General features: G+C 61.6%; 11 protein-coding genes. 8 read left to right on the forward strand and 3 right to left on the reverse strand.

What is annotated here, in order from left to right:
- Positions 1–37: 37 nt before the first annotated feature.
- Complete coding sequence (locus tag O9X62_RS07710; protein WP_269532224.1) at positions 38–2,491, reverse strand: acyl-CoA dehydrogenase; 2,454 nt, start codon at positions 2,489–2,491, stop codon at positions 38–40.
- Between the two features lie 17 nt (positions 2,492–2,508).
- The gene (locus tag O9X62_RS07715) at positions 2,509–3,180 is read right to left on the reverse strand and encodes a TetR/AcrR family transcriptional regulator (protein ID WP_269532225.1); all 672 of its coding nucleotides are present in this window, start codon (positions 3,178–3,180) and stop codon (positions 2,509–2,511) included.
- Positions 3,181–3,517: 337 nt separating this feature from the next.
- Between O9X62_RS07715 and flhA the strand changes: the two genes are divergently transcribed.
- The 8 genes from flhA to O9X62_RS07755 all read left to right on the forward strand — a co-directional run bounded on the left by flhA (position 3,518) and on the right by O9X62_RS07755 (position 14,386).
- A complete protein-coding gene (flhA, locus tag O9X62_RS07720; RefSeq protein ID WP_269532653.1) occupies positions 3,518–5,608 on the forward strand; it encodes a flagellar biosynthesis protein FlhA in 2,091 nt (696 codons plus the stop codon).
- Positions 5,609–5,704: 96 nt separating this feature from the next.
- Entirely contained in the window at positions 5,705–7,276 is a 1,572-nt protein-coding gene (gene flhF, locus O9X62_RS07725; RefSeq protein ID WP_269532226.1) for a flagellar biosynthesis protein FlhF, read from the forward strand.
- Between the two features lie 14 nt (positions 7,277–7,290).
- The gene (locus O9X62_RS07730; RefSeq protein WP_269532227.1) at positions 7,291–8,181 is read left to right on the forward strand and encodes a cellulose synthase operon protein YhjQ/BcsQ; all 891 of its coding nucleotides are present in this window, start codon (positions 7,291–7,293) and stop codon (positions 8,179–8,181) included.
- 100 nt (positions 8,182–8,281) lie between these two features.
- Positions 8,282–9,037 (forward strand): RNA polymerase sigma factor FliA, encoded by a 756-nt coding sequence (locus O9X62_RS07735; RefSeq protein ID WP_269532228.1) that lies wholly within the window; start codon positions 8,282–8,284, stop codon positions 9,035–9,037.
- A gap of 75 nt (positions 9,038–9,112) precedes the next feature.
- Positions 9,113–9,853: a flagellar motor protein gene (locus tag O9X62_RS07740; protein ID WP_269532229.1), complete on the forward strand. Its 741-nt coding sequence runs from the start codon at positions 9,113–9,115 to the stop codon at positions 9,851–9,853.
- A gap of 120 nt (positions 9,854–9,973) precedes the next feature.
- Positions 9,974–10,825 carry a 1-acyl-sn-glycerol-3-phosphate acyltransferase gene (locus O9X62_RS07745; protein WP_269532230.1) on the forward strand — a complete coding sequence of 284 codons (852 nt, stop codon included), beginning with the start codon at positions 9,974–9,976 and terminating at the stop codon, positions 10,823–10,825.
- Positions 10,826–10,859: 34 nt separating this feature from the next.
- Complete coding sequence (locus O9X62_RS07750; protein WP_308446444.1) at positions 10,860–11,786, forward strand: isoaspartyl peptidase/L-asparaginase; 927 nt, start codon at positions 10,860–10,862, stop codon at positions 11,784–11,786.
- Between the two features lie 140 nt (positions 11,787–11,926).
- On the forward strand, positions 11,927–14,386 hold the full coding sequence (locus tag O9X62_RS07755; RefSeq protein ID WP_269532231.1) for a DNA translocase FtsK: 2,460 nt from the start codon (positions 11,927–11,929) through the stop codon (positions 14,384–14,386).
- Between the two features lie 85 nt (positions 14,387–14,471).
- On the opposite strand, the gene O9X62_RS07760 is transcribed toward O9X62_RS07755, so the two are convergent.
- Positions 14,472–15,161 carry a hypothetical protein gene (locus O9X62_RS07760; RefSeq protein ID WP_269532232.1) on the reverse strand — a complete coding sequence of 230 codons (690 nt, stop codon included), beginning with the start codon at positions 15,159–15,161 and terminating at the stop codon, positions 14,472–14,474.
- Positions 15,162–15,193 lie beyond the last annotated feature (32 nt).

A 15,193-nucleotide genomic window follows, 5' to 3' on the forward strand; every position in this document is an offset into this window, starting at 1 on the left:
AAAAATCCCCGGACATGCCGGGGATTTTTCGGGTGGATCAGACCGGCTCGCGCTGGCTGATGCCGGTATCGTGCTTATCCAGCATCTTGTCGAAATCATCGACCATGATGACCTCGCGCTTGAGGCGACGTGCGCGGGTCACGGCATCGAACTCGGCTTGCGTGATGAGGCCGGCAGCCAGCGCCTCATCCAGGCGACCCTTGGCGTTGAGCGACTTGAGCTTGCCGTCGCGCTGGGCACGACGCAGCTTGCCCTCGGTGGATTCGGCCTCGATATGGGCGACCAGTGCGTAGTTGAGCACACCCACCGCGTCGTTCTCATCCTTGGGCACGTACATGTCGCAAGTCAGGCGATCACGAGCCTCACCCGGCTGCATGAGCAGGCGTGCGATCTTGGTACCCAGGCGGTCACGCGGCGTGGTGAAGTGACGACCCAGCGGGAACACGATCCACTTGATCAGGAAAGCGAGCGGCTTGTTCGGCAGGTTGGCCAGCACACCGGTAAAGGCCTCCTGCGCGTCGTGCAACGCTTGCAGTACCGACCACTTGACCAGCGGCAGGTCTTCCTTGGGGCTGCCATCGTCGGCAAAACGCTTCAGACAGGCGGTTGCGATGAACAGATTGGACAGGATGTCACCCAGACGGGCCGAGATCTTCTCGCGGAACTTGAGCGAGCCGCCCATGCTGAACATGGCCATGTCCGAGAGCAGCGCAAAGGCGGCTGACAGACGCTCGATATCCTTGTAGTACTGCGCCAGTTCACCTGCATTGGCCGGAGCCGAAGCGATCTTCGAGCCTGTCATGCCCAGCACGAAGCTGCGGATGGCGTTATCCATCACAAAGCCAAGGTGCCCGCTGAATGCCTTGTCGAACTCAACGGCATCGTTCGCCATGGCGGCCTTCATTTCACGCAGCACGAAGGGATGGCAACGGATGGCGCCCTGACCGTAGATGATCATGGAACGGGTCAGGATATTGGCGCCTTCCACGGTAATGCCGACCGGGATGGTCTGGTAGGCATGACCCAGGTAGTTGCGCGGACCCATCACCACTGCCTTGCCGCCGTGGATATCCATGGCGTCATTGAGCACCTTACGCATGCGCTCGGTGTTGTGATACTTGAGGATGGCCGAAATCACCGAGGGCTTCTCGCCCGAATCCAGACCGGTCAGCGCCAGGCGCTGGCTGGAATCCATCTGGTAGGTGTAACCACCGATGCGCGCCATGGCTTCGTCCACACCCTCGAACTTGCCGATCGACAGGCCGAACTGTTCGCGAACACGGGCATAGGCGCCGGTCACAAAGCTGGAGAACTTGCCGGATGCCACAGACATGGCCGGCAGCGAGATGCAACGGCCCACGGACAGACACTCGACCAACATGCGCCAGCCTTGGCCCACGAAGTCCTGACCACCAATCACCCAATCGATCGGGATGAACACGTCCTTGCCCATGGTGGGGCCATTCATGAACACCGAACCCGGTGGCGAGTGGCGGCGACCGATCTGCACGCCTTCGTGCTCTGCCGGAATCAGGGCGCAGGTAATGCCGATGTCTTCCTTGCTGCCCAGAATGTGGTCCGGGTCATACAGCTTGAATGCCAGACCCAGTACCGTGGCAACCGGTGCCAGCGTGATCCAGCGCTTTTCCCAGTTCAGGCGGATACCCACCACGTTCTCATGACGCTGGCCGGTACGCGGGTCGGTATACGAGCCACGGCAAACCACGCCAAAGTCGGGAATCGCACCCGCATCGGAACCTGCATAGGGACTGGTCAGTGCGAAACAGGGGATATCGATACCCTTGGCCAGACGCGGCAGGTAGTAATCCTTCTGCGCTTCGGTGCCGTAGTGCTGCAGCAGCTCGCCCGGTCCGAGCGAGTTCGGCACCATCACCGACACGGCCGCGGTACCACCGCGGGTGGCGATCTTGGTCACGACGCGAGCATGCGCGTAGTTGGAGAACTCCACCCCGCCATACTTCTTCTTGATGATCATGCCCAGGAAGCCCTTGTCCTTGATGAACTGCCACACATCCGGCGGCAAGTCCTTGAGCTCATGGACGATCTTCCAGTTGTCGATCATGGCGCACAGCTCTTCAACCGGACCATCCAGGAAGGCTTGCTCTTCAGCAGTCAGCTTGGGCTTAGGGAAGGCATGCAGGCGATCAAAATCCGGCTTGCCCGAGAACAGCTCGGCATCCCACCAGATCGAACCGGCATTGATGGCCTCTTGCTCGGTCTGCGACATGGCCGGCGTGATCTTCTTGAAGATGGCGAAGATCGGGCCCGTGATCAATGCACGACGCAGCGGCACCAGATTGAAGATCGCCAGCACGATGCCGGCACCAATCAACCAGCCGGGGTGACACCCCGTACCGAATACCGCGTAAGCAATCCCGCCAAGGATTGCCGCGCTCCAGACGATAAGCGGCGCTCGCAGGTAGCCGAGCACCAGAATGCCCAGTACCACGATCAGGATGGTGAGTGCCATGAGTCTTCCTTCCCAGGTTATGCGTGCCGTAACGCAGTCGCCGGAGCCGTGAGGCCAGCCACTACGAAAGGCACGAGGTAAGTGGCGATCAGGCGCGGGTCGCGCGCGTTGACCACCGGTTCAATCACAAACAAACGCAAGATGTTGTTACCCGCAAAGGCGTTGAAGATGGCCGAGAAGGCAAAGTTCAACCGCCACTGCAATTCGATATCGCTCAAACCCGGCAGTGCCCTGGCAACGGCTTGGGCGTAGCGTGCAAACAGCTCTTCATAATGGCGCGGCAAACTCTCGCGCAAGGCCGGGTGTGCCTCGACAAAGGTACGGCTCAGCAAGCGCACGAAAATGGCACCACCCCGCTTTGGGTCATGGGCCACATCGAGCGCCGCGTCCATGAACGCCTGCATGATGGCGTCCACAGGCACCGGTGCCTGATGCGCCACCGATTCCAGACGATCCAGATTGCTGATGGCCAGCTTGGTCAGCGGAGTCAACCGGCGGGTGAAAACACCCTGAAACAGGGCATCCTTGCTGCCGAAGTGGTAGTTCACCGCCGCCAGATTCACATCGGCTCGCTGGGTGATCATGCGCATCGACGTCGCCTCGAAGCCGTGCTCGACAAACAGCACCTCCGCCGCATCCAGAATGCGGGTCGCGGTATCGAGTTGTCGTGCTTCCAGTATTTCGCCCATGGTGCTTCAGCTATTGCCCTTGCAGACCGGGTTCAGGACAGTGCCCTGTGGGTCAGCATAGACGTTGATCAAACGATTGTTTGAAACATACGTCCCAGTTATCGATCAGTCAAGCAAGCGCTCGATTTTTTGATTTTGTCTGTGTCGTTTGCATCCCAAGCTGTGGCGAGATCGCGCAGCAGCATGCTTACGCAGGATGTGCAGCACATTTTCCACAGCCAACCGGCTTGCAACACGAACAGGTGACAAAAGCAAAAAAATGAGATAATTCAATGAAGAAGCCCGGTTTTTGAAACCGCTTTATCAAGAGTTCAATACAGGCGCGCAACGCAAGCCCATGTTTTCCCGGCTCAATCTCTCATCGCTGGCTGGCCCCATCCTCGTCCTGATGGTGCTGACGCTGTTCATCCTGCCGCTGCCAGCGTTCATGCTCGACCTGTTCTTCACCTTCAATATTGCGGTGTCGATCATCGTGCTGATGGTGGCCATCAACACCAAGAAGCCGCTGGAGTTTTCGGCCTTCCCGGTGGTGTTGCTGATGACCACCCTGCTGCGGCTGGCGCTCAACGTCGCCTCCACGCGCGTGATCCTGACCAACGGCCATCAAGGCGAGGCCGCCGCGGGCAAAGTGATCGAAGCCTTCGGCCACTTCCTGATCGGCGGCAATATCGCCATCGGTATCGTGGTGTTCATCATTCTCACGGTCATCAACTTCGTGGTGATCACCAAAGGTGCCGGGCGTATTGCCGAAGTGAGTGCACGCTTCACCCTGGATGCCATGCCCGGCAAGCAGATGGCTATTGATGCCGACCTCAATGCCGGCCTGATCAAGGAAGACGAAGCACGAGAGCGGCGCAAGATCATCTCGCAGGAGGCCGACTTCTTCGGCTCCATGGACGGTGCATCCAAGTTTGTTCGCGGCGATGCGGTTGCCGGCATCCTGATCATCGTGATCAACCTGGTGGCCGGCATCATCGTCGGCATGCTGTCGCATGACATGCCCTTCGCCGTGGCCGGCAAGACCTACACCCTGCTCTCGATTGGCGACGGCCTCGTCGCACAGATTCCCGGCCTGATCATCTCTACCGCAGCCGGCCTCGTGGTGTCGCGCGTGGGTGATGATCGCGACCTGTCCGAACAGGTCATGAGCCAGATGTTTGCCAAGCCCAGCACGCTGTACATCACGGCGGCCGTGATCGGCGTGTTTGGTTTGATCCCCAACATGCCGCATATCGCCTTCCTGCTGATTGCAGGCTCGCTGGCGGGCCTCGCGTGGTATCTGGAACGGCGAGCCGAAGAGGCAAGTCGGCCGGGGCGTCCGCTCGATCCGGTCGCCGCCCAGCAACAGGCGCAGCAGGCTCAGCAAGCGGCTCAGGAAACCCAGAATGCCGAGGTCGGCTGGCACGACGTGGGCACCGTCGACCCGGTCGGGCTGGAAGTGGGTTACCGGCTGATTCCGCTGGTAGATCGCAATCAGGATGGCGAACTGCTGCGGCGCATCCGCGGCATCCGTAAAAAGATTGCGCAGGACTTGGGCTTTCTGGTCCCGCCCATCCATATCCGCGACAACCTGGAGCTCAAGCCCAATGCCTATCGCATCCAGCTCAAAGGCGTGGATATCGGCGAAGGCGAAGCCTGGCCCGCACAGTTTCTGGCCATCAACCCTGGCCGCGTGATGGGCCCGCTGCCGGGCACGCCCACTACCGACCCGACTTTCGGCCTGCCCGCGATCTGGATCGATGCCAACCTCAAGGAACAGGCGCAATCGCTTGGCTACACGGTAGTGGATGCCAGCACGGTGGTTGCCACCCATATTTCCAATGTGCTGCAAAGCCACTCGGCCGAACTGCTGGGCCGGGAGGAAGTACAGCAACTACTCGACCATCTGGCCAAGGAATGGCCCAAGCTCGTCGAGGACCTGGTGCCCAAGCTGGTGCCGATCAATGTGTTGCAGAAGGTGCTGCAAAACCTGCTCGACGAGGGCATGCACATCCGCGACATGCGCACGATTCTGGAAACACTGGGCGAACACATTACCCGTACGCTGGATGTGGACGAGCTGACCTCGGCCACCCGTGTGGCACTGGGCCGCGCCATCATTCATCAATTGTTCCCCGGCGAAAGCGAACTGCAAGTACTGGCGCTGGACCCCAGCCTGGAGCAAGTCCTGTTGCAGGCCAGCCAGGGTAAAGGCGGTGGCCTCGAACCCGGATTGGCCGAAACGCTGCTCAAGCAGGCGGGCGAACTCAGCGAGCAGATGGAAAATCAGGGCCTCAACAGCGTGCTGGTCACACCCACCCAGCTGCGTCCCTTGTTATCGCGCTTCTTGCGTCGTTCCATCCCCCAGTTCCGGGTGCTGGCGCATGGCGAGATTCCCGATACCAAGACCATCCGTATTGTCGGCGTGCTGGGTAGCCAGGGCGCGTAAACAGATAGACAGAGCCGCCAACAGCCCACTGGTATGCTGGCTTGGCGGTAGCACCACCACAACAAACCAGACACCCGACCAAAAAAGGACAGGATCATGGTCGTCAAAAAATTCCAGGGTGACAGCACCCGCGAGGTGCTCAAGCAGGTCCGTGACGAGCTGGGTCCGGATGCGTTGATTCTCTCGAACCGGCAAATGCCGGACGGTTCCATCGAGATCATGGCCGTCGCCGATACCGAGCTGGCCACGCTGACCGAAGACAAGCGTACCGCCGCGCCGGTTGCCAAGCCCGCGCCGCCACGTACTACTGCCGCTGCCAACCGTGCGCTGCAGCGAACCTATGCGCTACCACCCGAGCTCGAAGATGACGAAGAGCCTACGCTCGACGCCATCCGCCCTGCCAGCCCGCCGCCACCCGCCGTCCAGGTGGCGCCACGCTACAGCCACGAGGTACTGGCCGACGACGACCCGCAAGCAACAGCGCCCAAGACATTCACGCCGCGCTATCGCTACGAGCCACCGGAAGCCGAGCTGCCGCCTCCCTCGCAAGCGCGGATGGAGCCCACGCTGAGCGCCGACGCGCTGCCTGCAGCCCCTGCCCCTGTTGCCCCCGAGATGCCCACCCTGGCCCCGGCAAGCACAGTCGCAACACCCGCCACCGCGCCACTGGGCGAGCATGGTCGTAAAATCGATACGATCAGCCACGAAGTCGAAGACATCGCCAGCGAAATCAAGTTGTTACGTGGCCTGCTGGAAGGCCAGCTGGCGGGCCTTGCCTGGTCAGAACTCAAGCGCCATGCGCCGGAACGGCTCGAAGTATTGCGTCGCCTGTTGAGCGTGGGCTTCAGCCCGGCACTGAGCCGCCAGATCGTCGAGCATATGCCCACGGGCTACAGCACCGAGCGCGGCATGAAATGGGCCCGCACTGCCCTGCAGCACAATCTGCCTACCGTGGGCGCCGGTGCCGATATCGTCGAGGCCGGTGGCGTCTATGCGTTGGTCGGCCCGACCGGTGTGGGCAAGACCACCACCGTAGCCAAACTCGCTGCACGCGCCACACTCAAGCACGGCGCCGCCAAGGTCGCCCTGATTACCACCGATGGCTACCGGATCGGCGCTCAGGATCAGCTGCGCATTTACGGCAAGATTCTGGGCGTGCCGGTGTATGCCGTGACGGACGAAACCGATCTGGCAGAAACCCTGGCCGATTTGCGTAACCGTCATCTGGTGCTGATCGACACCGTCGGCATGGGTCAGCGCGACCAGCGCGTGGTCGAGCAGATCGCCCTGCTGGCTGGCCAGACCACGCCCGTCAAACGCCTGTTGCTGCTGAGCGCCAATGCGCAAGGCACCACACTGGACGACGTGGTGCGCCGCTATCACGGTGAAAATCTATCGGGCTGCGTCTTCACCAAGATCGATGAGGCGTTTGCACTGGGTAGCGGACTCGATGTGATCATCCGTTACAAGTTGCCGCTGTATTACATTACCAATGGTCAGCGCGTCCCCGAGGACCTCCATGTAGCCAGTGGCCTGTACCTGGTCGACCGGGTGTTCAAGACACCGCCCGAGGCGCCGGCCTATCGGCTCAAGCAGGAGGAGTATCCGCTGTTCATGAGTGCCCAGCAGCCCGCGCTGGATTTCTCCTGGCGTGAAGCCGCGGCCTGAGCAGCCACCCATCCATGGACCGTTTCAATAACCCCGTACCCACTCTGGCCACCGATCAGGCCGCTAGCCTGCGCAAGCTCGTTGGCGGCCCCGGTGGACGCGCTATCGCGCTCACAGGGGGTAGCGGCGCCGGCGTAACCACGCTGTCGCTGAATCTCGCCTCTGCGATCAGCGCCATGGATCAGCGCGTCTTGCTACTTGATGAGGACGACAGCCGGCACAATGCCATCAACCGCCTTCAATTGCGCCAGCGCTTTGCCTTCGAACATGCCATAGGCCGGGAAGTACGGCTCGATGAGCTGCTGCTTGCTGCGCCGGGGTTTGAAATGATGCCGGTCAAGCTCGCTCCCGCACTGGTCGGTCATCTGCCACCGGGTCGGGCGGCACAACTTGCGGACGAGTACGACTCGCTGATCGCGCGGATCGACTGGGTACTCATCGACGCCCGCCCGATCGCTGATGACACCGCGGCCGGGCTTGCCCTGTCGGCCGATGAGGTCATCGTCGTGATTACGCCCTCTGGCGATTCGATCACAGCGGCCTACGCCGCCATCAAGCGCCTCTACACCGACTATGGCCGGCGCGATTTCCGCCTGCTCGCCAACCGTGTGCGCACGCTTGATACAGCCATGGCGTTGCTGCAGCGGGTCAAGGAAGTGGCGGCACGTTATCTGGACGTCAAGATGAAACTGGTGGGCTTTGTGCCGGAAGACGAGCAGCTCGCTCGTGCAGATCGGCTGGCCCAACCTGTTTCTCATGTCTTTCCGCAAAGCGAGGCCAGTGTCGCCTTCGCCCAACTCGCCAGTGCCATGCGCCGCTGGCCCGGCAAGCGCAGCAGCGCAGACCGCGAGAACCTGCTTTTCCGTGCCCTGGATGTGAGCCGCCGCCTCGCCACAGTGCGCTAAAGCCCTGCCGGATTTGTCAGCCCTCGCGGCGATTGCTAACCTTGATCAGACCCGCAATCGCTTTCCCGGCGCGGCACACAGAGAAAAACGCTTCCCCCGCATGCCCAGCAAATCCTCCTCACGTGCCATAGGCGCTTACCAACAGCATGCTGAAGACCCGGTTGAAACCCGGGTGAACCAGTTTGCGCCGCTGGTCAAACGGCTGGCTTATCACCTGGTATCCCGGCTGCCCGCCAGCGTGGAGGTCGACGATCTGATCCAGGCCGGGCTGATCGGCCTGATGGAGGCCGCACGCAATTTCGATGCAGCGGCCGGCGTCATGTTTGAAACCTATGCCACGCAACGCATCCGCGGCGCCATGCTCGACGAACTGCGTGAGGCCGACTGGATGCCACGCCAGCTTCGCCGCTCGATGCGAGACATCGAATCCATGCTGTCCAAGCTCGAACACCAGCTTGGCCGCGCACCGTCAGAAACAGAAATGGCGGCGGGCATGCAACTGAGTCTGGCGGATTACCAATCGTTGCTGGCCGATTGCCGCGGCCACCAACTCATCTATTACGACGACTACGACAGTGATGACGAGCATCGCGAAGTGCTGGACGGCTTCGCGGCCGATCACGGCTCGGATCCTTTGCGCGGTCTTGATGACGCGAGCTTCCGCCAAGTGCTGATCGAGGGCATTGCCGCCCTGCCAGAACGCGAGAAGATGGTGATGGGGCTGTACTACGAGCAGGAACTCAACCTGAAGGAAATCGGCGCCGTACTGAATGTCTCCGAGTCCCGCGTTTGCCAGCTGCACAGCCAGGCGGTTGCCCGCCTGAGGGTGAAGCTGCATGACTGGACCGACAAATGAGCATCGTTCGCCGTGCCGACCTGCCATCTGCTATAAACCGGGCGACACCGCCCCACAACAAGAGCGCCTGATCCCATGGATAGACTGAGCCTGATCGGTATTGCCTTCGGCCTGATTGCCATCGTTGGCGGTCAGGTACTTGAGGGTGGCCAAATCTCTTCACTGCTGCAGGCAACTGCGTTTCTGATCGTGCTCGGCGGCACTGCCGGTGCGGTCATGCTGCAAAGCAGTTCGGCAGCGGCGATCGAAGGCGTGAAAATGCTCAGATGGGTCGTCGCCCCGCCCAAGGTCGAGCTTGAGCCCTGGGTCAAAACCCTGGTTACCTGGAGCAATACGGCCCGGCGTGGTGGCTTGCTCGCGCTGGAAACGCCGCTGGAATCCGAGAAGGACCCTTTCGTGAAGCGTGCCCTGCAGATGCTGGTCGACGGCACAGAACCCGAGGCGATTCGCCACAATATGGAGCTGGAGATCGACAGCTACGAAGAGAAGCTGCGTGCTGCGGCTCGCATCTGGGAGTCTGCAGGCGGCTATGCCCCCACCATCGGCATTCTGGGCGCCGTGATGGGTCTTATCCATGTGATGGAAAACCTGACCGATCCAGCCAAGCTCGGTTCCGGTATCGCGGTTGCCTTTGTTGCGACGATTTATGGTGTAGGCTCGGCCAACCTGTTCTTCCTGCCCATCGGCAACAAGCTCAAACATGTGATCGGCACCGAAGTGCGCCGTCGTGAACTGATCACGGAAGGGTTGGTGGCCATTGCCCATGGTGAAAACCCGCGCATTATCGAAGGCAAGCTGCGCGGCTTCATGGTTTGATGGCTGCCTCTCTGTTGGCGCAATCCCTTGAGGCGTCACCAGACTGCCTGATCGCGACCCGCATCATGCCCTACGAGAGGGGCAATAGCTCGGCATGACCAACCGCGCATCGCTTCGGGCATGCAGCGCATCGGCCCAGGCGGACTCCATGCCCCGCCCGGCCTCGTCGAGCCAACGCTTACAGGGTACCTTCATGATCCAGCTGATGTCGTATCCGGTGCCAATGCGATGATTGCTCTCTTCCGTCTCAGCTGGCGCCTGGTTGCCATTCTTGATTTTGTGCTCTTCACCTTGCTGTTACTGGTGTTGGCTCTGCTCCCCCTGCGCCTGATTTCACCGCTTTTCCGGCCACTCTTTCACGCCTGGTGCCGCGCCTTCGTCCGCGCGCTGGGCGTTGAACTCAAACTGCACCAACACTACCGCGGCCATTTGCCGCGTCATTACGTCCTGGTTGCCAACCATCCCTCCGCGTTCGAGGATGTCGGAATCCCGGCCCTGTTCCCGGTACGCTCCCTGGCCAAGATCGAGGTAGCAGACTGGTGGCTGGTGGGGCGCATCGCTGTCGCGGCAGGCACGCTTTTCGTCAAGCGGGAGTCCGCCGATTCGCGTAAGGCTGCCGGTCAGGCACTGGTCGATGCTGCCAGGGCCGGCGATTGCATCGCCCTCTATCCCGAAGGTGGGTGTAAAGGCAGACGACTCGCTGGTCGCTTCTTCAACGGTGCCTTTATTGCCAGCTTCGAGAGCGGCACACCAATCGTGCCGGTCTTTTTGCACTACCAGGCTCAGGAAGAGTTCGAGTGGGCCGATCAGAACATCTTTCTCAAGCTCTGGCAGATTGCCACGGCACGGAATCCGCGCGCCGACTACCATGTATTCGAGCCTATTGATCCACACCACTTCGATTCGGCCGAGGCTATGAAGGAGCACGCTTACCGGCTTTACCAAGGCTGGCAGAAGCGTTTTCTCGAATGACTACCGCCGGCTACCCCAGGGGCACGGACTGCCTATGCCTTACGCCATCGCCATTCATGGCGGCGCCGGGACCATCCCGCACAACAGCCTGACCCCTGAGCGGGAGGCTGCCCTCCATGCCGGCCTGCATGCCGCGCTGGATGAGGGTCTTGGCCGGCTGATGGCTGGCCAGACTGCGCTCGACGCCGTGGAAGCCGCCGTAATGGCACTGGAAGACAACCCGCTCTTCAATGCCGGCCGAGGGGCGGTGTTCAATGATCAGGGCTTCGTCGAGCTGGAGGCCGCCATCATGGACGGCCCAATGCGCAGGGCCGGATCAGTGACCGGCGTGCGCCGGGTTCGTAATCCGGTTCGGCTCGCGCGCGCCATCATGGAGCAGACCCCGCATGTCACGCTCGGCTTCGACGCTGCCGATGCGCTGGCCGAGAGGCTGGGATTACCCGCGGCCGATGCCGACTACTTCTTTACTCAAGCCCGTTGGGATGCACTGCAAACGGAACTCGCGCGACTGGCAGCAGGTGGCAGTGATGCCGAGGTCTCCGAACAGGTCAAACACGGCACGGTGGGCGCGGTTGCTCTGGACCGGCAGGGCTGCTTGGCCGCGGCCACATCGACCGGCGGCCGTACTGCCAAAATGGCCGGCCGTATCGGCGACACGCCGGTGATCGGCGCGGGGACCTGGGCAGATGAGCTGGTTGCGGTGTCGTGCACCGGGCACGGGGAGAGCTTCATCCGTTGCGCCGCAGCACATGAGGTGGCCAGCCGCATCCGCTATCTGGGCCAGCCACTGATTGATGCCTGCGATGAGGTTGTACATGGCCAGTTGATTGAAATTGGCGGCACTGGCGGGCTGATTGCCGTGGATTGGGAGGGCAATATCGCCCTGCCCTTCAATTCCGAAGGCATGTATCGGGCCGCGGTCAATGCCGAGGGTGAGCGCTTTGTGGGGATTTATCGCTGAGCGCTGAGGCCGTGCAGCCACAGCCATCCTGGTCGTCGCCCGAGGTACTACGACACTGTCATCGGCGAGCCCGATAGCCACGCTATAATCGCCGCGACGCCGACATCTGCCGGCCCCTACTTTTCATTCCGGCTGCGCCCATGCTGTTTTTCCGTCGCTCCAAGAACACCCCCAATGCCTCCAAACGCGAGGGTTCGCCGCTGCCACCGCAGTTCGCTGCCGTCCTGCGCGAGAGCTGGTGGCTGGCTGCCGTGGTAGCCGGTATCTACCTCGTCATCATCCTGGCCAGCTATCACCCCGGTGACCCCGGCTGGTCCCATGCGGCAACGGAAACAGTCATCCGCAATAAAGGCGGGCTACTGGGCGCCTGGCTTGCGGATGTACTGCTCTATCTGTTCGGTTTTTCAGCCTGGTGGTGGGTCGTGTTCTGCCTCGCCGCCATCCTGTGGGGCTACCGGCGACTCGAAAAGGTGGAGCACAATCATCGTCTAGCCGTGGTGGCCATTAGCGGCTATCTGCTGCTGATCCTCTCCAGTTGCAGTCTGGAAGCCTTGCGCATGAACAGCTGGCAGATTCCCCTGCCCTATGTGCCCGGTGGCATGCTGGGTCTGGCGCTGGGCGGGTGGCTGTTCCATGCACTCGGCTTTACCGGAGCAACGCTGGTCCTGCTGGCTTGCTTCGGGATCGGCCTATCGCTGTTTGCCGGCGTGTCCTGGCTCGACTTGATGGAAAAGCTCGGCGGCTTCATCGAGAACAAAACGGTCGGCGTGTGGCAACTATGGCAAGCGCGGCAGGATCGCAAGATCGGCGAGGAAGCTGCGATCGCACGCGAAGCCCGGGTCACGGTGGAAAAGCAGCGTTTCGAAGACGCCCCAGCCCTGCGCATAGAGGAGCCGGTACTCGAAATCGAACCGGCCAAGGCCGTGCTCAAGGAAATCGAACAGGAACAAAAGGCGCAGGAAAAAGCCCGCGTCGCCGAGGCCCAGCCTTCGTTGTTTGCCGCAGAAGACCTGCCGCCCTGGGAAGATACCGCACCCGCTGCAGCCCCCAAGGCCAAGACGGTCAGCAAGAAGACACCAACACTGATCCAGTCTCAGCGTGGCGAGTTGCCCAGCATCACCCTGCTGGCCCCACCGCCGCCCTCGCAAGAGGTCGTCAGCCACGAAACCGTCGAGTACACCTCGCGCCTGATCGAGCGCAAGCTGGCCGAATTCGGTGTGGAAGTGAAGGTCGTGGCCGCCTATCCCGGCCCGGTGATTACGCGGTACGAGATCGAACCCGCCACCGGCGTGAAGGGCAGCCAGATCGTCAACCTGATGAAGGATCTGGCGCGCGCGCTGAGTCTGGTCAGCATCCGAGTGGTGGAGACAATTCCCGGCAAAACCTATATGGGCCTGGAACTGCCCAACCCGAAGCGGCAGATCGTACGGCTATCGGAAATTCTCGGCTCGCAGGCCTACCACGATTCCGGTTCGTTCCTGACCATGGCCATGGGCAAGGACATTTCCGGCAAGCCGGTCGTTACCGACCTCGCCAAGGCCCCGCACATGCTGGTGGCCGGCACCACGGGCTCGGGCAAGTCAGTGGCCATGAACGCCATCATCCTGAGTTTCCTGTACAAGGCCACGCCCGAGGAAGTCCGCCTGATCATGGTCGACCCGAAGATGCTCGAACTGAGCATCTACGAAGGCATCCCGCACCTGCTGGCCCCGGTCGTCACCGACATGAAGCACGCCGCCAACGCGCTGAACTGGTGCGTGGCCGAAATGGAAAAGCGCTACCGGCTGATGAGCGCCATGGGCGTGCGTAACCTGGCGGGCTATAACGCCAAGCTCAAGGAAGCCGAAAAGCGCGGCGAAAAGCTGACCAACCCGTTCAGCCTGACTCCGGACAACCCCGAACCACTCGAATCCCTGCCCCTGATCGTGGTGCTGATCGACGAGCTGGCCGATCTGATGATGGTGGCTGGCAAGCAGATCGAACAGCTGATCGCCCGTCTGGCACAAAAGGCCCGTGCTGCCGGCATCCACCTGATCCTGGCCACACAGCGGCCGTCGGTGGACGTGATTACCGGCCTGATCAAGGCCAACATTCCCACGCGCTGCGCGTTCCAGGTTTCGAGCAAGATCGACAGCCGCACGATTCTCGACCAGATGGGCGCCGAAAGCCTCCTGGGTCAGGGCGATGGCCTGTTCCTGCCACCGGGCACGGGTTACCCGCAGCGTATCCACGGTGCGTTTGTGGCCGATGAGGAAGTCCACGCCGTGGTCGAATTCCTCAAGACGCAAGGCGAGCCGAACTACATCGAGGGCATTCTCACCGGCCAGGTCGAAGGCATGGGTGGCGATGCGGGTGGTGGCGAGTTCAGCCTTACCGGCGGAGGAGAAGGTGGCGGTGAGGGCGACGATATGTACGATCAGGCCGTCGCCTTCGTACTCAAGAGCCGCAAAGCGTCCATCTCGTCGGTACAACGCCAGCTACGCATCGGTTACAACCGCGCGGCGAGGCTGATTGATCAGATGGAACAAGCTGGTCTGGTCAGCCCGATGGAAACCAATGGCAACCGGACGGTGCTGGTACCGGCACGCGGCGACGAGTAAGACGCAAGGGTTGATTGATCAGGCCTGAGCGTCGAGACGACGTGGACCTATTTCAGGCTTGTACGTCCAGTCGACGTGAATCTTTTCAGGCCTGCACGTCGAGTCGACGTGCATTGGGCTCCTGGCGCAGATCGAGATAACGCGGGCCATCGGGCAAGTCGAGCACCTTGGCCAGCAAGCTGCCCAGCACATCCTGTCCGCCCAGCTGGAACTGGAATGGCAGGCGCACAGGCTCGGGCGTCAGCCGGTCGAACAAATCGGCTGCGTTGCCATCAAAGTCCGCCGCCAGCGCCGGCGCCCCCTCGGCCGATTGGGCTACCGTGGCGCTTGAAGCCAGCGTGGCGCTGTAACTCACCTCAATCTCGAATTCGAACTGCCGGCCATCCTTGGTGGTGATGGTGCCGCGCCCGGTGAAGGTGCTGCCCTCGGCATACTCCATGGCCTCGGATCGCAGGCTGGCATTGCCTTGCTGCACCGATTGGCGGCTGTAGGTGAGGCTGGCTTGCGAGGAGAGGCTGAAACTATCGAAGCTGAACTGCAGATCCTTGGCGTCTTCGCCGAGCACCTGACTGGCGAACTGGCCAAGGAAATTGCCGGCCAGTGAGGTCACCTGCTGCCCGAGTTGGTTGACGCGCTGACCCAGCTTCTGAGCGGCCCTGTCCAGGTCCAGCACACCACCCTGCCCACGTGCTTGTACCTCGCCTTGGTTGCGGGCATAGCTAGCCGGAGACCGGGCAGCGGGTTGGCTGGAAGGGAACTGGATGGGCGAGAGCATGATCGGTGGCCGGGGTGATACCGGGATATCGG

The organism is Chitinimonas sp. BJYL2 (assembly GCF_027257935.1).
Taxonomy (GTDB): Bacteria; Pseudomonadota; Gammaproteobacteria; order Burkholderiales; family Chitinimonadaceae; genus Chitinimonas.

Excerpts from the sequence above, each read along its gene's own strand:
- flhF (WP_269532226.1), top strand. The coding sequence starts at position 5,705 with ATGGTCGTCAAAAAATTCCAGGGTGACAGCACCCGCGAGGTGCTCAAG.
- O9X62_RS07750 (WP_308446444.1), top strand. The coding sequence starts at position 10,860 with ATGCCTTACGCCATCGCCATTCATGGCGGCGCCGGGACCATCCCGCAC.
- O9X62_RS07730 (WP_269532227.1), top strand. The coding sequence starts at position 7,291 with ATGGACCGTTTCAATAACCCCGTACCCACTCTGGCCACCGATCAGGCC.
- O9X62_RS07745 (WP_269532230.1), top strand. The coding sequence starts at position 9,974 with ATGCAGCGCATCGGCCCAGGCGGACTCCATGCCCCGCCCGGCCTCGTC.
- O9X62_RS07710 (WP_269532224.1), bottom strand. The coding sequence starts at position 2,491 with ATGGCACTCACCATCCTGATCGTGGTACTGGGCATTCTGGTGCTCGGC.
- O9X62_RS07715 (WP_269532225.1), bottom strand. The coding sequence starts at position 3,180 with ATGGGCGAAATACTGGAAGCACGACAACTCGATACCGCGACCCGCATT.
- O9X62_RS07760 (WP_269532232.1), bottom strand. The coding sequence starts at position 15,161 with ATGCTCTCGCCCATCCAGTTCCCTTCCAGCCAACCCGCTGCCCGGTCT.
- O9X62_RS07755 (WP_269532231.1), top strand. The coding sequence starts at position 11,927 with ATGCTGTTTTTCCGTCGCTCCAAGAACACCCCCAATGCCTCCAAACGC.
- O9X62_RS07740 (WP_269532229.1), top strand. The coding sequence starts at position 9,113 with ATGGATAGACTGAGCCTGATCGGTATTGCCTTCGGCCTGATTGCCATC.
- flhA (WP_269532653.1), top strand. The coding sequence starts at position 3,518 with ATGTTTTCCCGGCTCAATCTCTCATCGCTGGCTGGCCCCATCCTCGTC.
- O9X62_RS07735 (WP_269532228.1), top strand. The coding sequence starts at position 8,282 with ATGCCCAGCAAATCCTCCTCACGTGCCATAGGCGCTTACCAACAGCAT.